This window comes from Streptomyces sp. NPDC111628 (assembly GCF_055635195.1).
The window spans coordinates 725,799-739,501 of the sequence record NZ_JBVKBZ010000005.1; the positions used below are offsets into that span (position 1 = coordinate 725,799).

Consider the following 13,703-nt stretch of genomic DNA (forward strand, 5'->3'; position numbering starts at 1 on the left):
GCGTACGTAGGGGAGACTGTGTTCATGACTCCTACGACGGAGACCACGGTCGGAATCGGCGGTGCCGCGGAGAGCACCGACATGGTGCTCAACATCGGGCCCCAGCACCCGTCCACCCACGGCGTGCTGCGGCTCAAGCTGGTTCTGGACGGCGAGCGCATCACGAGCGCGGAGCCGGTGATCGGCTACATGCACCGCGGCGCGGAGAAGCTGTTCGAGGCCCGGGATTACCGTCAGATCATCATGCTCGCCAACCGCCACGACTGGCTGTCGGCGTTCTCCAACGAGCTGGGCGTCGTCCTCGCCGTCGAGCGGATGCTCGGCATGGAGGTGCCCACGCGCGCGGTGTGGACGCGGACGCTGCTCGCCGAGCTGAACCGGGTGCTCAACCACCTGATGTTCCTCGGTTCGTATCCGCTGGAGCTGGGCGGCATCACCCCGGTCTTCTACGCCTTCCGGGAGCGGGAGGTCCTCCAGAACGTGATGGAGGAGGTCTCCGGCGGGCGCATGCACTACATGTTCAACCGCGTCGGCGGTCTCAAGGAGGACCTCCCGGCGGGCTGGGCCACGCGCGCGCGTGCCGCCGTCGCCGCGGTCCGCTCGCGCATGGACGTCTTCGACGACCTGGTCCTCGGCAACGAGATCTTCCGGGGGCGCACGCGGGGGGTCGGCGCCCTGTCCCCGGAGGCGGTGCACGGCTACGGCGTCAGCGGACCGATCGCGCGCGCCTCCGGCGTCGACTTCGACCTGCGCCGCGACGAGCCGTACCTCGCCTACGGCGAACTCCAGGACACCCTCAAGGTCGTCACCCGCACCGAGGGCGACTGCCTGGCCCGCTTCGAGTGCCTCCTGGCGCAGACGCACAACGCCCTCGACCTCGCCGACGCCTGCCTGGACCGCCTGGCCGAGCTGGCGCCGGGGCCGGTGAACCAGCGGCTCCCGAAGGTGCTGAAGGCGCCCGAGGGCCACACGTACGCCTGGACCGAGAACCCGCTCGGCATCAACGGGTACTACCTGGTCAGCAAGGGCGAGAAGACCCCGTACCGGCTGAAGCTGCGCTCGGCGTCGTACAACAACATCCAGGCGCTCGCCGTGCTGCTGCCCGGGACGCTGGTCGCGGACATGGTGGCGATCCTGGGGTCACTGTTCTTCGTGGTCGGCGACATCGACAAGTAGCGCCTCGGCGTCGACCGGCCCCACCGGCTGGAGCAGCCACCAGAAATCGCCCAGGCCGCCGCGCGCGGTCAGCTCGGCGGCCTGGGAGGCGCTCGCGAGGGCACGCACGTAGGCCGCCGGATCGGTGGAGGCCAGCGCGAGCGGGGGGCGTGCGCCGGTGACACCGAGCGCGTGCAGGACCTCGCGCTGGGGGCGTGTGAGCGCATTCGGGGGCGCGTACTCCGGAGTGCACCTCGCGGTGTGGGCGGCCGCGCACGCGTCCAATGCCACGTGTGCGGTGATGTCGCACGACCCGTCCGGCACCGGCTCGGTCTCCCGCCCCTCCCGGAAGCCGGTGAGCGTCCCGAACGGCGGGCGGGCGGCCGCGGTGTGCGCGTAGTCGGCGGCCACCGCGAGCCCGGCGTCCAGGGCCGCCACGGCCGACGCCCAGGCCTCGTCGCGGGGGAGCCCGATCTCCGCGCGTCGCCCCTCCTCGGCGGGCAGCGGCCACCACCGGGCCAGCCACCCGGCCTCCGCCCCGGCCACCGGCTCCCCGAGCCGCTCGGCGCCGTCGCCCCGTACGAGCACCCGGCGCACGGCGCCCGCGGCGTCCACCTCCGCCACGTCCACCGGCACGTTGTCCAGCCACTCGTTGGCGAACAGCAGCCCGGTGACACCGTCCGGCGGCCGAGCGAGCCACCGGACCCGCCGGTCGAGGCCTTCGGGGCGGGCGGCGACCTCGACGGCGTACGCGCGCGTACGGGCGGCCACGTCGGCGGGCAGCGCCGCCAGCACCCCGGCGACCAGCTCGCCCCGGCCGGCCGCCATGTCCACGAAGTCCAGCACCGCGGGCCGGCCCAGCGCCTCGTCGACCCGGCACAGCAGCCGCGCCACGGCCCCCGCGAACAGCGGCGACGCGTGCACGGACGTTCGGAAGTGCCCGGCGGGGCCCTCGGGCGCCGTGCGGTAGAACCCCTCCGGTCCGTAGAGGGCCTCGTGGGTGGCCTCCCGCCAGCCCCGCCATTCCCCACGCGTCCCGGGAGCCCCTCTGAGCCCTGCCGTTTCTGGTGTCACAGACCCAGGCTAGGGGCACAGAAGAGCGGTCCCTCCACCTTGCGGAGTATGCGCGGGCGATGCGGATCGGCCCTCCGGTTGACCCCTGCACCTATTCCGCTTCCCTACGCTGGGTTACGTGCAGCGCCTCTACGACTTCCTCCGCCGACACCCGACCGGTGTCGACTCGTTCTGGGCCTTCGTCGTGCTCGGAATCTCCCTGGTGTCCGCGGCGACCCCGGGGACGCGGGCGGACGGGACGGACAACCTGGCGCTGATCATCCCCTTCGTGGTGCTGCTCAGCGTCGTGATCGCGCTGCGCCAGCGGATGCCGGAGCGGATGCTGCTGCTCGCCGTCGCGCTGGGCGTGGGCCAACTGGTCTTCGACGTCTCGACGATGCCGGCCGACTTCGCCTTCCTGGTGATCATCTACACCGTGGCGGCGATCGGCGCCCGCTGGGCCTCCCGGACCGCGCTGGCCACGGGCCTGTGCGCGGCGCCCCTCGCCGCGCTGCGCTGGTCCGACAGCGAGCTGGGCATGGGCACCGCCATCGCCGTGGCGGTCTTCCAGGCGGTCCCCTTCGCCCTCGCCTGGGTGCTCGGCGACTCCATCCGCACCCGGCGCGCCTACTTCGCGCAGCTGGAGGAGCGCGCGACCCGGCTGGAGAAGGAGCGTGAGGCACAGGCCAAGGTCGCGGTCGCCGCCGAGCGCGCCCGGATCGCGCGCGAGCTGCACGACGTCGTCGCGCACAACGTCTCCGTCATGGTGGTGCAGGCCGACGGAGCCGCCTACGTCCTGGACGCGGCGCCCGACCAGGCGAAGAAGGCCCTGGAGACCATCTCCTCCACCGGCCGGCAGGCGCTCGCGGAGATGCGCCGCCTGCTCGGTGTGCTGCGCACCGGCGAGCACAAGGAGGCCGGGGAGTACGTGCCGCAGCCCGACGTCGAGCAGATCGAGGACCTCGTCGAGCAGTGCCGCACCTCCGGGCTGCCGGTCGACTTCAAGGTCGAGGGCACCCCCCGGCAGCTGCCCAGCGGCGTGGAGCTGACCGCGTACCGCATCGTGCAGGAGGCGCTGACCAACACGCGCAAGCACGGCGGCGAGAACGCGGGCGCGAGCGTGCGCCTGGTCTACTTCGACGACGGTCTCGGGCTGCTCATCGAGGACGACGGCAAGGGCGCCCCGCACGAGCTGTACGAGGAGGGCGGCTTCGACGGCCAGGGCCACGGGCTGATCGGCATGCGCGAGCGGATCGGCATGGTCGGCGGAACCCTGGACGCGGGCCCGCGTCCGGGCGGAGGATTCCGCATCAGTGCGCTGCTGCCGCTGAAACCCGCGCCCTGACCACCGGGCCCCGACGCACGTACCGCATTGACACCTGTAAGGAAGAGAAGGAAGAAGAGGCCCCGATGGCGATCCGCGTGATGCTCGTCGACGACCAGGTGCTGCTGCGCACCGGGTTCCGGATGGTGCTGGCGGCCCAGCCGGACATGGAGGTCGTCGCGGAGGCGGGCGACGGCGTCGAGGCGCTCCAGGTGCTGCGCTCGACCGCCGTGGACGTCGTCCTGATGGACGTCCGCATGCCCAAGCTCGACGGCGTCGAGACCACCAGCCGGATCTGCGTGGACCCGAACGCGCCGAAGGTGCTGATCCTGACCACCTTCGACCTCGACGAGTACGCGTTCTCGGCGCTGAAGGCGGGCGCCTCCGGCTTCATGCTCAAGGACGTGCCGCCCGGCGAGCTGCTCGCCGCGATCCGCTCCGTGCACAGCGGCGACGCGGTGGTGGCCCCCTCCACCACCCGGCGGCTCCTGGACCGGTTCGCGCCGATGCTGCCGGCCACCGGACAGGAACCCCGGCAGAAGGAGCTCCAGCGGCTCACCGAGCGGGAGCGCGAGGTGATGGTGCTGGTGGCGCAGGGCATGTCCAACGGCGAGATCGCGGCGCGGCTCGTGCTGTCCGAGGCGACCGTCAAGACCCATGTGGGCCGCATCCTGACCAAGCTGGGCCTGCGCGACCGCGTGCAGGTGGTGGTCCTCGCCTACGAGACCGGGCTGGTGCGGGCCGGCGGCGGACAGGGCTGACGGGCCCGTGCGGGGGGCTCCGCGTCGGGCCGCTCGTCGGTAGGGTCTGCGCATGCTCCTGTGGATCAACGGCCCCTTCGGGGGCGGAAAAACACAGACCGCGCACGAGATACGGCGTCGGCTCCCCGGCAGCGTCGTCTGCGACCCCGAGCACGCGGGCTTCGGGCTGCGCCGCATGCTGCCGCCCGAGCTGCGGGACAACTTCCAGGACCTGGTCTCCTGGCGGCAGGGTGTCGTGGAGGTGCTGGACCTGGCGCTGACCAAGCACGACGGCGTGGTGATCGCGCCCATGACGGTCACCGACCCCGGGTACTTCGCCGAGACCGTCGGGCGACTGCGGGAACTGGGCCACGACGTCCACCACTTCAGCCTCCTCGCCGAACGCGAGACCGTCCTGCGGCGGCTGCGCGAGCGCGGCCCCGGGCACGCCCTGCGCCACGTGACGGGGAGGACGAGGCAGGGGAGCGGGCCGCGCGGGGAGAGCTGGGCCGTGCGACAGCTCGACCACTGCCTGGAGCGGCTGGCCGAGCCGGAGTTCGCCGAGCACCTGTGGACGGACCACACGACCGTCCCGAAGACCGCCGACCGGATCGCCGTCCTCGCGGGGCTCACCCTGAAGCCCAACAACGAGGGCGCCCTGCGTACCCGGATGAGGCAGGCGGGAGTCGGGATCCGGCACATCCGGGTCGACTGACACCGGCCCGGGGACCGGCTTCAGCGCAGGATCCCCTCCAGGAAGTCGCTGCCCAGCCGGGCCACCACCGTGACGTCCAGCTGGTGCAGGACGTACCGGCCGCGGCGGCGGGTGGTGACCAGTCCGGCCTTCTTCAGCACGCCCAGGTGCCGGGATATCTCGGGCGCCGTCATGCCGTGCACCTGCGCCAGCTCGCCCGTGGTGTACGCACTGCGGGCCAGATACCGGCAGATCCGCATCCGGACGGGGTGGGACAGCGCCGTCATCCGCATCGTGAGCTGCTCGACCGAGGGCGGCGAGGCCAGCTCGGGGGAGCCGACCGGGTAGTGCAGCACCGGCTGCCAGTCGTGCCGGTGCAGGACCATCAGGTGCGGCCAGCCCAGGCTGGTCGGGACCAGCAGCAGACCGCCGTCCGCCGTCGCGGAACGGCCGTCACCCAGCTTGTCGACGGTGATCCGGGCGGCGCCCTCGTCCAGGGTCACCGCCGGGGACACGGCGGCCAGTGCCTCGGCGAGGCCCTTGTGGCGCAGCAGGTCCGTCTTGCGGCGGGCGTCGGCCGCGAGCTGGTGACGCAGCCGGGACCAGGCCTCGGCGAAGAACGCCTCGTCGCAGTCCCGGGCGAACTGCCGCAGCCAGTCCCGGATCCGCGGCGGGTCGGCCAGCAGCCGCTCGCTGAAGCGCAGCTGCTGGGGTCCCCGCGCGGCGGCCAGGTCCAGCGCGCGCCGGCGCACCTCGGGGTCGTCGAGCGCCGAGACCCCACCGGTGCTGTACGGCAGCGCGCAGGTGAACTCCAGGGCCGCGTCGACGAACTGCTCGTCGGACAGCTTGTCGAGCAGGTCCAGGTCGTCGGCGAGGGTGGCACCGGGCAGGGTGCTGCGGCCCGGCACCCCGGCGAACGGCATGAACAGGTCCGAGAACGTCGTCCGCCACAGGAAGTCCGCCTCGCACATCCGGTCCGCCAGGTGCGAGTCGAGCCGGGCGGTCACGCCCGTCACCCAGGCCTGCAGCCCCGGGTGGTGCCCCGGCTCGGACAGCGCGTGCAGCGCCATACCCAGCTCGGCCAGCGGGGAGGGCACGACGGCGACCCGCTCCGGCCGCAGCCCCGTGATGTCGATGCGCACGCTCATGCCCCCATGGTGCACGCCGCCACCGACAACGCCGCCGCCGATTGACCGCCGCCGTCAATCGGCGCGACGGCGGACGAGGACGGGAGCAGGCCGGGACCGCCGGGCAGCCCCTTCTATACGTGGGACGCCCGGCCGGTCAGCCCAGGGTGCGCGGCCACCGGGACCACCACCGGCGCGGGGCCCGCCGTACCCGCCCGCGGGCGGCGGGGGCCCGCCGTGCTCCCCGGCGCCCGGTGGGTGTCCAGGAGGTACTGCGGCGTCATGCTCAGGCCGTCAGCCGGGCGGCGAAGTCGGCGACCGCCGCCCGCACCTCGTCGGCCGTCCACTCCAGTCCCGACTCGCCCACCGCGACCTCGGTGAGGGCGATCCCGGGGCCGCTCGCGTCCCAGGACTGGGAGAACAGCATCGTCCCGGTCTCCTCGGCCTGCCGGAGCGCCGCCTCGCTCGCGGCGTCGGGGTCGCAGGGCAGCCAGACCTGGAACTCGTGCGTGTGCGGCACCTCGGGGTGCACCCGCGCCCACGGCAGCCCGGCCGCCGCGAGTCCCTCGCGCAGCGCGGCCGCCACCACGCGCGCGTGGGCCACGTACGAGGGCAGCCGGGGCAGCTCGCGCTCCAGGCCGGCCAGGGCGGACAGCGCCGTGGGGAACTGCTGGAACACCTGGCCGCCGTACCGGTGCCGCCAGGCCTTCGCCTCCTCGACCAGCGTCCGGGGACCGGCCAGGGCGGCGCCGCCGTAGCCCTTGAGGGACTTGTAGAACGAGACGTACACGCTGTCCGCCAGGCCCGCGATCTCGGCCAGGGGGCGGCCGAAGTGGACGGTGCACTCCCACAGGCGGGCCCCGTCGAAGTGGACCACCGCGTCGCGCTCCCGGGCGGCCTCGACGACCTCGGTGAGCTCCTCCCAGGTGGGCAGCAGGTATCCGGCCTCCCTGAGCGGCAGTTCCAGCATGAGCGCCCCGAACGGCTCCTCGAAACCGCGTACCTCGTCGGCGGTCGGCGGCCGGGGCGCGTCGGTCAGCCGTACCGGGCGCAGGCCGCTGACCCGGCTGAGGGCGTCGCGCTCGTGCACTTCGGGATGCGCGAGCCCGTGCAGGGCGACGACCGGGTTGCCGGTGCGGCCCGCCCAGCAGCGCAGGGCCACCTGCTGGGCCATGGTCCCGGTCGGGAAGAAGGCGGCGACCTCCGTGCCGAGCAGGGCGGCGGTCCTCTCCTCCAGGGCCTCCACGACGCCGTTGCCGTACATGTCGGAGGGCTCGTCGAGGTCGTACAGCTCCTCGGCCCCGTCGAGCAGGGTGATGCGCTCGCGCAGGGTCGTGATGAAGCCCGGGCGGGCGAGTACGCGCCGCGCGCCGCGGAGGGCGGCCACGCGTCGCGCCCGGCTGCGTCTGTTCCGCTGCTCCTCCGACTCGTCCTGTGCTGCCGACGCTTCCGGTCCGGCCGGTGCCGCCGGCTCTTCGTGTTCCGCCGTGTCGCTCATGCAGGGATCATGTCGCGCGGACCGGGCGCCGGGCACCCGGTTTCCGCACACGTTCCGACACGCGCGCGAGGTGTGTGTGCTCCGGCGCCGCACGGAAACCCACAGCCTGTGGACAACCGGACGTCGCCCGGACCGATCGCGTTAACATGACGAGAAATCGTCCGGTACCCCGAGCGGACTGGAACGGGAAGGCCGTCGTCGCGTGAACACAACCCCACAGGCAGACCCCAGGGACCGCCCCGCGCGGCTCACCGTAGGCGTTGTCGGCGCCGGACGGGTGGGCCCCGCGCTGGCCGCGTCCCTCCAGCTCGCCGGGCACCGTCCGGTGGCCGTCTCCGGGGTCTCCGACGCCTCCAGAAGGCGTGCCGCAGCCCTCCTCCCCGACGTGCCGCTCATGACGCCCGCGGAGGTCCTCCGGCACGCCGAGCTGGTCCTGCTGACCGTCCCCGACGACGCCCTGCCCGGCCTGGTGACCGGGCTCGCCGAGACGGGGGCGGTGCGTCCGGGGCAGCTGCTGGTGCACACCTCCGGTCGGTACGGAGCGAGGGTCCTGGACCCCGCGCTGCGCGCCGGCGCCCTGCCGCTGGCCCTGCACCCGGCGATGACCTTCACCGGCACCCCGGTGGACGTGCAGCGCCTGGCCGGCTGCTCCTTCGGCGTCACCGCGCCCGAGGAGCTGCGGCTGGCCGCCGAGGCCCTGGTCATCGAGATGGGCGGCGAGCCGGAGTGGATCGCCGAGGACAGGCGCCCGCTGTACCACGCGGCGCTGGCCCTGGGCTCCAACCACCTGATCACCCTGGTCGCCCAGTCCATGGAGCTGCTGCGCACGGCCGGCGTGGCGGCCCCCGACCGGATGCTCGGCCCGCTGCTCGGCGCCTCCCTCGACAACGCGCTGCGCTCCGGCGACGCGGCCCTCACCGGCCCCGTCGCGCGCGGCGACGCCGGCACGGTCGCCGCGCACATCGTGGAGCTGCGCGAACACGCCCCCCAGGCCGTCGCCGGCTACCTGGCGATGGCCCGCGCGACCGCCGACCGCGCCCTGGACCACGGCCTGCTGAAGCCCGAACTCGCCGAGGACCTGCTCGGTGTACTCGCCGAAAACTCCACCGGCACGGGCCCCACCGGAGCCCCGGCCGCGGACGGCCCCACCGGCCCGGACGGCACCCCCGACGCCGACACGGGCTCCGAGGACTCCCCCGGCCCGGAGGGCATCCCGGGCCCCGACGGCCCCACCGACGCCGGGCGAGGCCCGGCCGCGGACGGGCCCCCCGGCCGGGAACGGAGGCCCGACGCCGACACGGGCCCCGAGGGGACCCGCGGCCCGGAGGGCACCCCCAGGCCCGACGGCCCCACCGGCCCGGATGGCACCCCGGGCCCCGACGCAAGCACCGGCCCCGACGGCCTCACCGGTCCCACCGGCCCCGGAAGCAACGACGGCCCCGAGGGCGCCCCTGGCCCGGAAGGCGCCCCGAGCCCCGACGACCCCACCGGCACCGACGACGGAGGCGCGCGATGACGACCCCCACCCCTCCCGTCCTCCTGCACACCGCCGACGAACTGCACGCACGCGTGCGGCACGGGCGCCGGGCCGTCGTGATGACCATGGGCGCCCTGCACGAGGGCCACGCCACCCTGATCCGCACGGCGCGCGACCTCGCCGGACCGGACGGCGAGGTCGTCGTCACGGTCTTCGTGAACCCGCTCCAGTTCGGCGCCGGCGAGGACCTCGACCGCTACCCGCGCACCCTGGACGCCGACCTGGAGATCGCCGGACGGGCGGGTGCCGACGCCGTCTTCGCCCCCGCCGTCGACGAGGTCTACCCGGGCGGCGAACCCCAGGTACGCATCACCGCGGGCCCCATGGGCGAACGCCTGGAGGGCGCCTCCCGCCCCGGCCACTTCGACGGCATGCTCACCGTTGTCGCCAAGCTCCTCCACCTCACGCGCCCCGACCTCGCGCTCTACGGCCAGAAGGACGCCCAGCAGCTCGCGCTGATCCGCCGCATGGTCCGCGACCTGAACTTCGGCATGGAGATCGTCGGCGTCCCCACCGTGCGCGAGGAGGACGGCCTCGCCCTGTCCAGCCGCAACCGCTACCTCTCGACGACGGAGCGCCGCACCGCCCTCGCGCTCTCCCAGGCCCTCTTCGCAGGGCTGGACCGGCACGCCGCCCAGGAGGCGCTGTGCGCCCGGGCCCGCGAGGTGCCCGCCACCCAGGCCCGCGCCGAGGCGCTCAGCGCCCTGGGCGAGTCCCGCGCGGCGGCCGACGCCCACGCCGTCGCCACCTCCGCCCCCGGCAGCGCCACGGCCGTCCGGGACGCCGCCCGTCTGGTGCTGGAGGACGCCGCCCGGGCCACCCCGCCCCTGGAGCTGGACTACCTCGCCCTGGTCGACCCGTCCGACTTCACCGAGATCGGCGACGACCACACCGGCGAGGCCGTCCTCGCCGTCGCCGCCCGGGTCGGCGCGACCCGCCTGATCGACAACGTCCACCTCACCTTCGGACCCCTCGGAGCCGCCTCGTGACCAGCACAGGCATACGACTGCACGCCCCCGCGCCCGGCTGGGCCATCGCCGCGGACGTGGTGGTCGTCGGCTCCGGCGTCGCGGGCCTCACCGCGGCCCTGCGCTGCGAGTCCGCCGGTCTGCGGACCGTCGTCGTCACCAAGGCCCGCCTGGACGACGGCTCCACCCGCTGGGCCCAGGGCGGCGTCGCCGCGGCCCTCGGCGAGGGCGACACCCCCGAGCAGCACCTGGACGACACCCTGGTCGCCGGCGCCGGCCTGTGCGACGAGGAAGCGGTCCGCATCCTGGTCACCGAGGGCCCCGACGCCGTACGCCGGCTGATCGCGACCGGCGCGCACTTCGACGAGTCCACCGAGGGCGGCCTGGCCCTCACCCGAGAGGGCGGCCACCACCGCCGCCGCATCGCCCACGCGGGCGGCGACGCCACGGGCGCCGAGATCTCCCGCGCCCTGGTCGAGGCGGTACGCGCGCGAGGGCTGCGCACGGTGGAGAACGCGCTCGTCCTGGACCTCCTCACGGACGCCGAGGGCCGCACCGCGGGCGTCACCCTGCACGTCATGGGCGAGGGTCAGCACGACGGCGTCGGGGCGGTCCACGCCCCCGCGGTCGTCCTCGCCACCGGCGGCATGGGCCAGGTCTTCTCGGCGACGACGAATCCCTCCGTCTCCACGGGCGACGGAGTGGCCCTCGCGCTGCGCGCGGGCGCCGAGGTGAGCGACCTCGAGTTCGTCCAGTTCCACCCCACGGTCCTCTTCCTGGGCGCGGACGCCGAGGGCCAGCAGCCCCTGGTCTCCGAGGCGGTACGCGGCGAGGGCGCCCACCTGGTGGACGCGGACGGCGTGCGCTTCATGCAGGGGCAGCACGAACTGGCGGAACTCGCCCCGCGGGACATCGTCGCGAAGGCCATCACACGCCGCATGCAGGAGCACGGCGCCGACCACATGTACCTGGACGCCCGCCACTTCGGCAGGACGATGTGGGAACACCGCTTCCCCACGATCCTCGCCGCCTGCCGCGCCCACGGCATCGACCCGGTCACCGAACCGGTCCCCGTCGCCCCGGCCGCCCACTACGCCTCGGGCGGCGTCCGCACCGACGCCCACGGCCGTACGACGGTCCCCGGCCTGTACGCCTGCGGCGAGGTGGCCTGCACGGGCGTACACGGCGCCAACCGCCTGGCCTCCAACTCCCTCCTCGAGGGCCTGGTCTACGCCGAACGCATCGCAGCCGACATAGCGGCCGCCCACACGGCCGGCACCCTCCACGCGCGCGTACCGGACCCCGTCCCGCACCCGGACCACCCGCAGCACCCCCTCCTCCCTCCCGAGACGCGCCTCACCATCCAGCGGATCATGACGGAGGGCGCCGGAGTCCTGCGCTCGGCGGACTCCCTCGCGCGCGCGGCCGACCGGCTGCACGGCCTCCACGCCGAGGCCCGCGAGGCCCTGCACGAGCACGGCAAGACGTCCGAGCCAGGTGTCGACACCTGGGAGGCCACCAACCTCCTGTGCGTGGCCCGCGTCCTGGTCGCCGCGGCGGCACGGCGCGAGGAGACCCGCGGCTGCCACTGGCGCGAGGACCACGCGGACCGCGACGACACCACGTGGCGCCGCCACGTCGTCGTACGGCTGAACCCGGATCGCACCCTCGCCGTGCACACCACGGACACGCCAGAATTCCCCCCGACCGTCCACGGCGCCCAGCCGACGCACCGTCCCCAGGAGCAGTGAGAGCAGTGAACCCCTCCGACCCCACCGAACTCCCCCTCGCCTCCGGCGGAGGCTGCGGCGACGGCTGCGCCTGCGGCGCGGACACCGAAGAAGACACCTACATGGAGTGCGGCCTCGACCCCGCACTCGCGGCCCTCCTCCTGGACTCCGGACTCGACCCGGTCGAGGTCGAGGACATCGCGAACGTCGCCATCCAGGAGGACCTGGCGGGCGGCGTGGACGTGACGACGGTGGCGACCATCCCCGAGGAGGCCGTGGCCACGGCCGACTTCACGGCCCGCGAGGCGGGCGTCGTGGCGGGCCTCAGGGTCGCCGAGGCGGTGCTGTCGGTCGTCTGCACGGACGAGTTCGAGGTGGAGCGCCATGTCGAGGACGGCGACCGCGTGGAGGAGGGCCAGAAGCTCCTCTCCGTCACCACCCGCACCCGCGACATCCTGACCGCCGAACGCAGCGCGCTGAACCTCCTGTGCCGCATGTCGGGCATCGCGTCGGCCACGCGCGCGTGGGCGGACGCCCTGGACGGCACGAAGGCCAAGGTCCGCGACACCCGCAAGACGACGCCGGGCCTGCGCGGCCTGGAGAAGTTCGCGGTCCGCTGCGGCGGTGGCGTCAACCACCGCATGTCCCTCTCGGACGCGGCCCTGGTCAAGGACAACCACGTGGTCGCCGCGGGCGGCGTCGCGGAGGCCTTCAAGGCCGTGCGCGAGAACTTCCCCGAGGTGCCCATCGAGGTCGAGGTCGACACCCTGCACCAGCTGCGCGAGGTGGTGGACGCGGGCGCCGACCTGATCCTCCTGGACAACTTCACCCCCGCCGAGTGCGAGGAGGCGGTGGCCCTGGTCGCCGGCCGGGCCGCCCTGGAGGCCTCGGGCCGCCTGACCCTCACCAACGCCAAGGCGTACGCGGCCACGGGCGTCGACTACCTGGCCGTGGGCGCCCTCACCCACAGCTCCCCGATCCTGGACATCGGCCTGGACCTGCGAGCGGCGGAGTAGACGCCATGCTGCTGACGATCGACGTAGGCAACACGCACACCGTCCTCGGCCTCTTCGACGGCGAGGACATCGTCGAGCACTGGCGCATCTCCACGGACTCGCGCCGCACGGCCGACGAACTGGCGGTCCTCCTCCAGGGCCTCATGGGCATGCATCCCCTCCTCGGCGACGAGCTGGGCGACGGCATCGACGGCATCGCCATCTGCGCGACGGTCCCCTCGGTCCTCCACGAACTCCGCGAGGTCACCCGCCGCTACTACGGCGACGTCCCCGCGGTCCTCGTCGAACCGGGCGTCAAGACCGGCGTCCCGATCCTCACCGACCACCCCAAGGAGGTCGGCGCCGACCGCATCATCAACGCGGTCGCGGCCGTCGAGCTCTACGGCGGCCCGGCGATCGTCGTCGACTTCGGCACGGCGACGACGTTCGACGCGGTCAGCGCGCGCGGGGAGTACATCGGCGGCGTCATCGCCCCCGGCATCGAGATCTCGGTCGAGGCCCTCGGCGTCAAGGGCGCGCAGCTCCGCAAGATCGAGGTGGCCCGGCCCCGCAGCGTGATCGGCAAGAACACGGTCGAGGCGATGCAGTCCGGGATCGTGTACGGCTTCGCCGGCCAGGTCGACGGCGTCGTCAACCGCATGGCGCGCGAGCTGGCCGACGACCCGGACGACGTGACGGTCATCGCGACGGGCGGGCTGGCGCCGATGGTGCTGGGCGAGTCCTCGGTCATCGACGAGCACGAGCCGTGGCTGACGCTGATGGGTCTGCGGCTGGTGTACGAGCGCAACGTGTCGCGCATGTAGCCGCCCCCGGGGCGGGTGCGGGCGCGAGGGGGACGCGGCCCGGCGTAGCGGGGTGCCG

11 protein-coding genes and 1 pseudogene are annotated in these 13,703 nt (G+C 74.1%); 9 read left to right on the forward strand and 3 right to left on the reverse strand.

All coding sequences use genetic code 11. The features are described 5' to 3' along the window. Positions 1 to 24: 24 nt before the first annotated feature. The gene (locus tag ACZ7MF_RS29195) at positions 25 to 1,176 is read left to right on the forward strand and encodes an NADH-quinone oxidoreductase subunit D (RefSeq protein ID WP_471481096.1); all 1,152 of its coding nucleotides are present in this window, start codon (positions 25 to 27) and stop codon (positions 1,174 to 1,176) included. Here ACZ7MF_RS29195 and ACZ7MF_RS29200 read toward each other — a convergent pair. Continuing rightward, positions 1,141 to 2,229, reverse strand: a complete 1,089-nt coding sequence (locus tag ACZ7MF_RS29200; protein WP_471481098.1) for an SAM-dependent methyltransferase — start codon at positions 2,227 to 2,229, stop codon at positions 1,141 to 1,143. The genes ACZ7MF_RS29195 and ACZ7MF_RS29200 overlap by 36 nt on opposite strands. 118 nt (positions 2,230 to 2,347) lie before the next feature. On the opposite strand from ACZ7MF_RS29200, the gene ACZ7MF_RS29205 reads away from it, so the two are divergent. The 3 genes from ACZ7MF_RS29205 (at position 2,348) to ACZ7MF_RS29215 (ending at position 4,987) form a co-directional block, all read left to right on the forward strand. After that, positions 2,348 to 3,553: a sensor histidine kinase gene (locus ACZ7MF_RS29205; protein ID WP_356859590.1), complete on the forward strand. Its 1,206-nt coding sequence runs from the start codon at positions 2,348 to 2,350 to the stop codon at positions 3,551 to 3,553. A 65-nt stretch (positions 3,554 to 3,618) separates the two neighbouring features. Further along, positions 3,619 to 4,293 carry a response regulator gene (locus ACZ7MF_RS29210; RefSeq protein ID WP_003975444.1) on the forward strand — a complete coding sequence of 225 codons (675 nt, stop codon included), beginning with the start codon at positions 3,619 to 3,621 and terminating at the stop codon, positions 4,291 to 4,293. 52 nt (positions 4,294 to 4,345) lie between these two features. Beyond that, a complete protein-coding gene (locus tag ACZ7MF_RS29215) occupies positions 4,346 to 4,987 on the forward strand; it encodes an AAA family ATPase (RefSeq protein WP_471481101.1) in 642 nt (213 codons plus the stop codon). A 20-nt stretch (positions 4,988 to 5,007) separates the two neighbouring features. Here the strand turns inward: ACZ7MF_RS29215 and ACZ7MF_RS29220 are convergent, their stop codons facing one another. Together ACZ7MF_RS29220 and ACZ7MF_RS29225 are read right to left on the reverse strand one after the other, a co-directional pair. After that, on the reverse strand, positions 5,008 to 6,114 hold the full coding sequence (locus ACZ7MF_RS29220; protein ID WP_471481102.1) for a DUF5937 family protein: 1,107 nt from the start codon (positions 6,112 to 6,114) through the stop codon (positions 5,008 to 5,010). Between the two features lie 265 nt (positions 6,115 to 6,379). Beyond that, the gene (locus tag ACZ7MF_RS29225; protein WP_471481104.1) at positions 6,380 to 7,591 is read right to left on the reverse strand and encodes a threonine aldolase family protein; all 1,212 of its coding nucleotides are present in this window, start codon (positions 7,589 to 7,591) and stop codon (positions 6,380 to 6,382) included. Positions 7,592 to 7,793: 202 nt separating this feature from the next. Here ACZ7MF_RS29225 and ACZ7MF_RS29230 point away from each other — a divergent pair. The 5 genes and pseudogenes from ACZ7MF_RS29230 to ACZ7MF_RS29250 form a co-directional block, all read left to right on the forward strand. Continuing rightward, positions 7,794 to 8,753: pseudogene (locus ACZ7MF_RS29230) on the forward strand (Rossmann-like and DUF2520 domain-containing protein); the annotation flags it as partial. A 350-nt stretch (positions 8,754 to 9,103) separates the two neighbouring features. Next, on the forward strand, positions 9,104 to 10,117 hold the full coding sequence (panC, locus tag ACZ7MF_RS29235) for a pantoate--beta-alanine ligase (protein ID WP_471481106.1): 1,014 nt from the start codon (positions 9,104 to 9,106) through the stop codon (positions 10,115 to 10,117). Beyond that, the gene (locus tag ACZ7MF_RS29240; protein ID WP_471481110.1) at positions 10,114 to 11,847 is read left to right on the forward strand and encodes an L-aspartate oxidase; all 1,734 of its coding nucleotides are present in this window, start codon (positions 10,114 to 10,116) and stop codon (positions 11,845 to 11,847) included. Before panC ends, ACZ7MF_RS29240 begins: the two co-directional genes overlap by 4 nt. Positions 11,848 to 11,852: 5 nt before the next feature. Then, the gene (nadC, locus tag ACZ7MF_RS29245) at positions 11,853 to 12,842 is read left to right on the forward strand and encodes a carboxylating nicotinate-nucleotide diphosphorylase (RefSeq protein ID WP_471481113.1); all 990 of its coding nucleotides are present in this window, start codon (positions 11,853 to 11,855) and stop codon (positions 12,840 to 12,842) included. Positions 12,843 to 12,847: 5 nt separating this feature from the next. Then, positions 12,848 to 13,645, forward strand: coding sequence for a type III pantothenate kinase (locus ACZ7MF_RS29250; protein ID WP_003975453.1), 798 nt, complete (start codon positions 12,848 to 12,850; stop codon positions 13,643 to 13,645). Positions 13,646 to 13,703 lie beyond the last annotated feature (58 nt).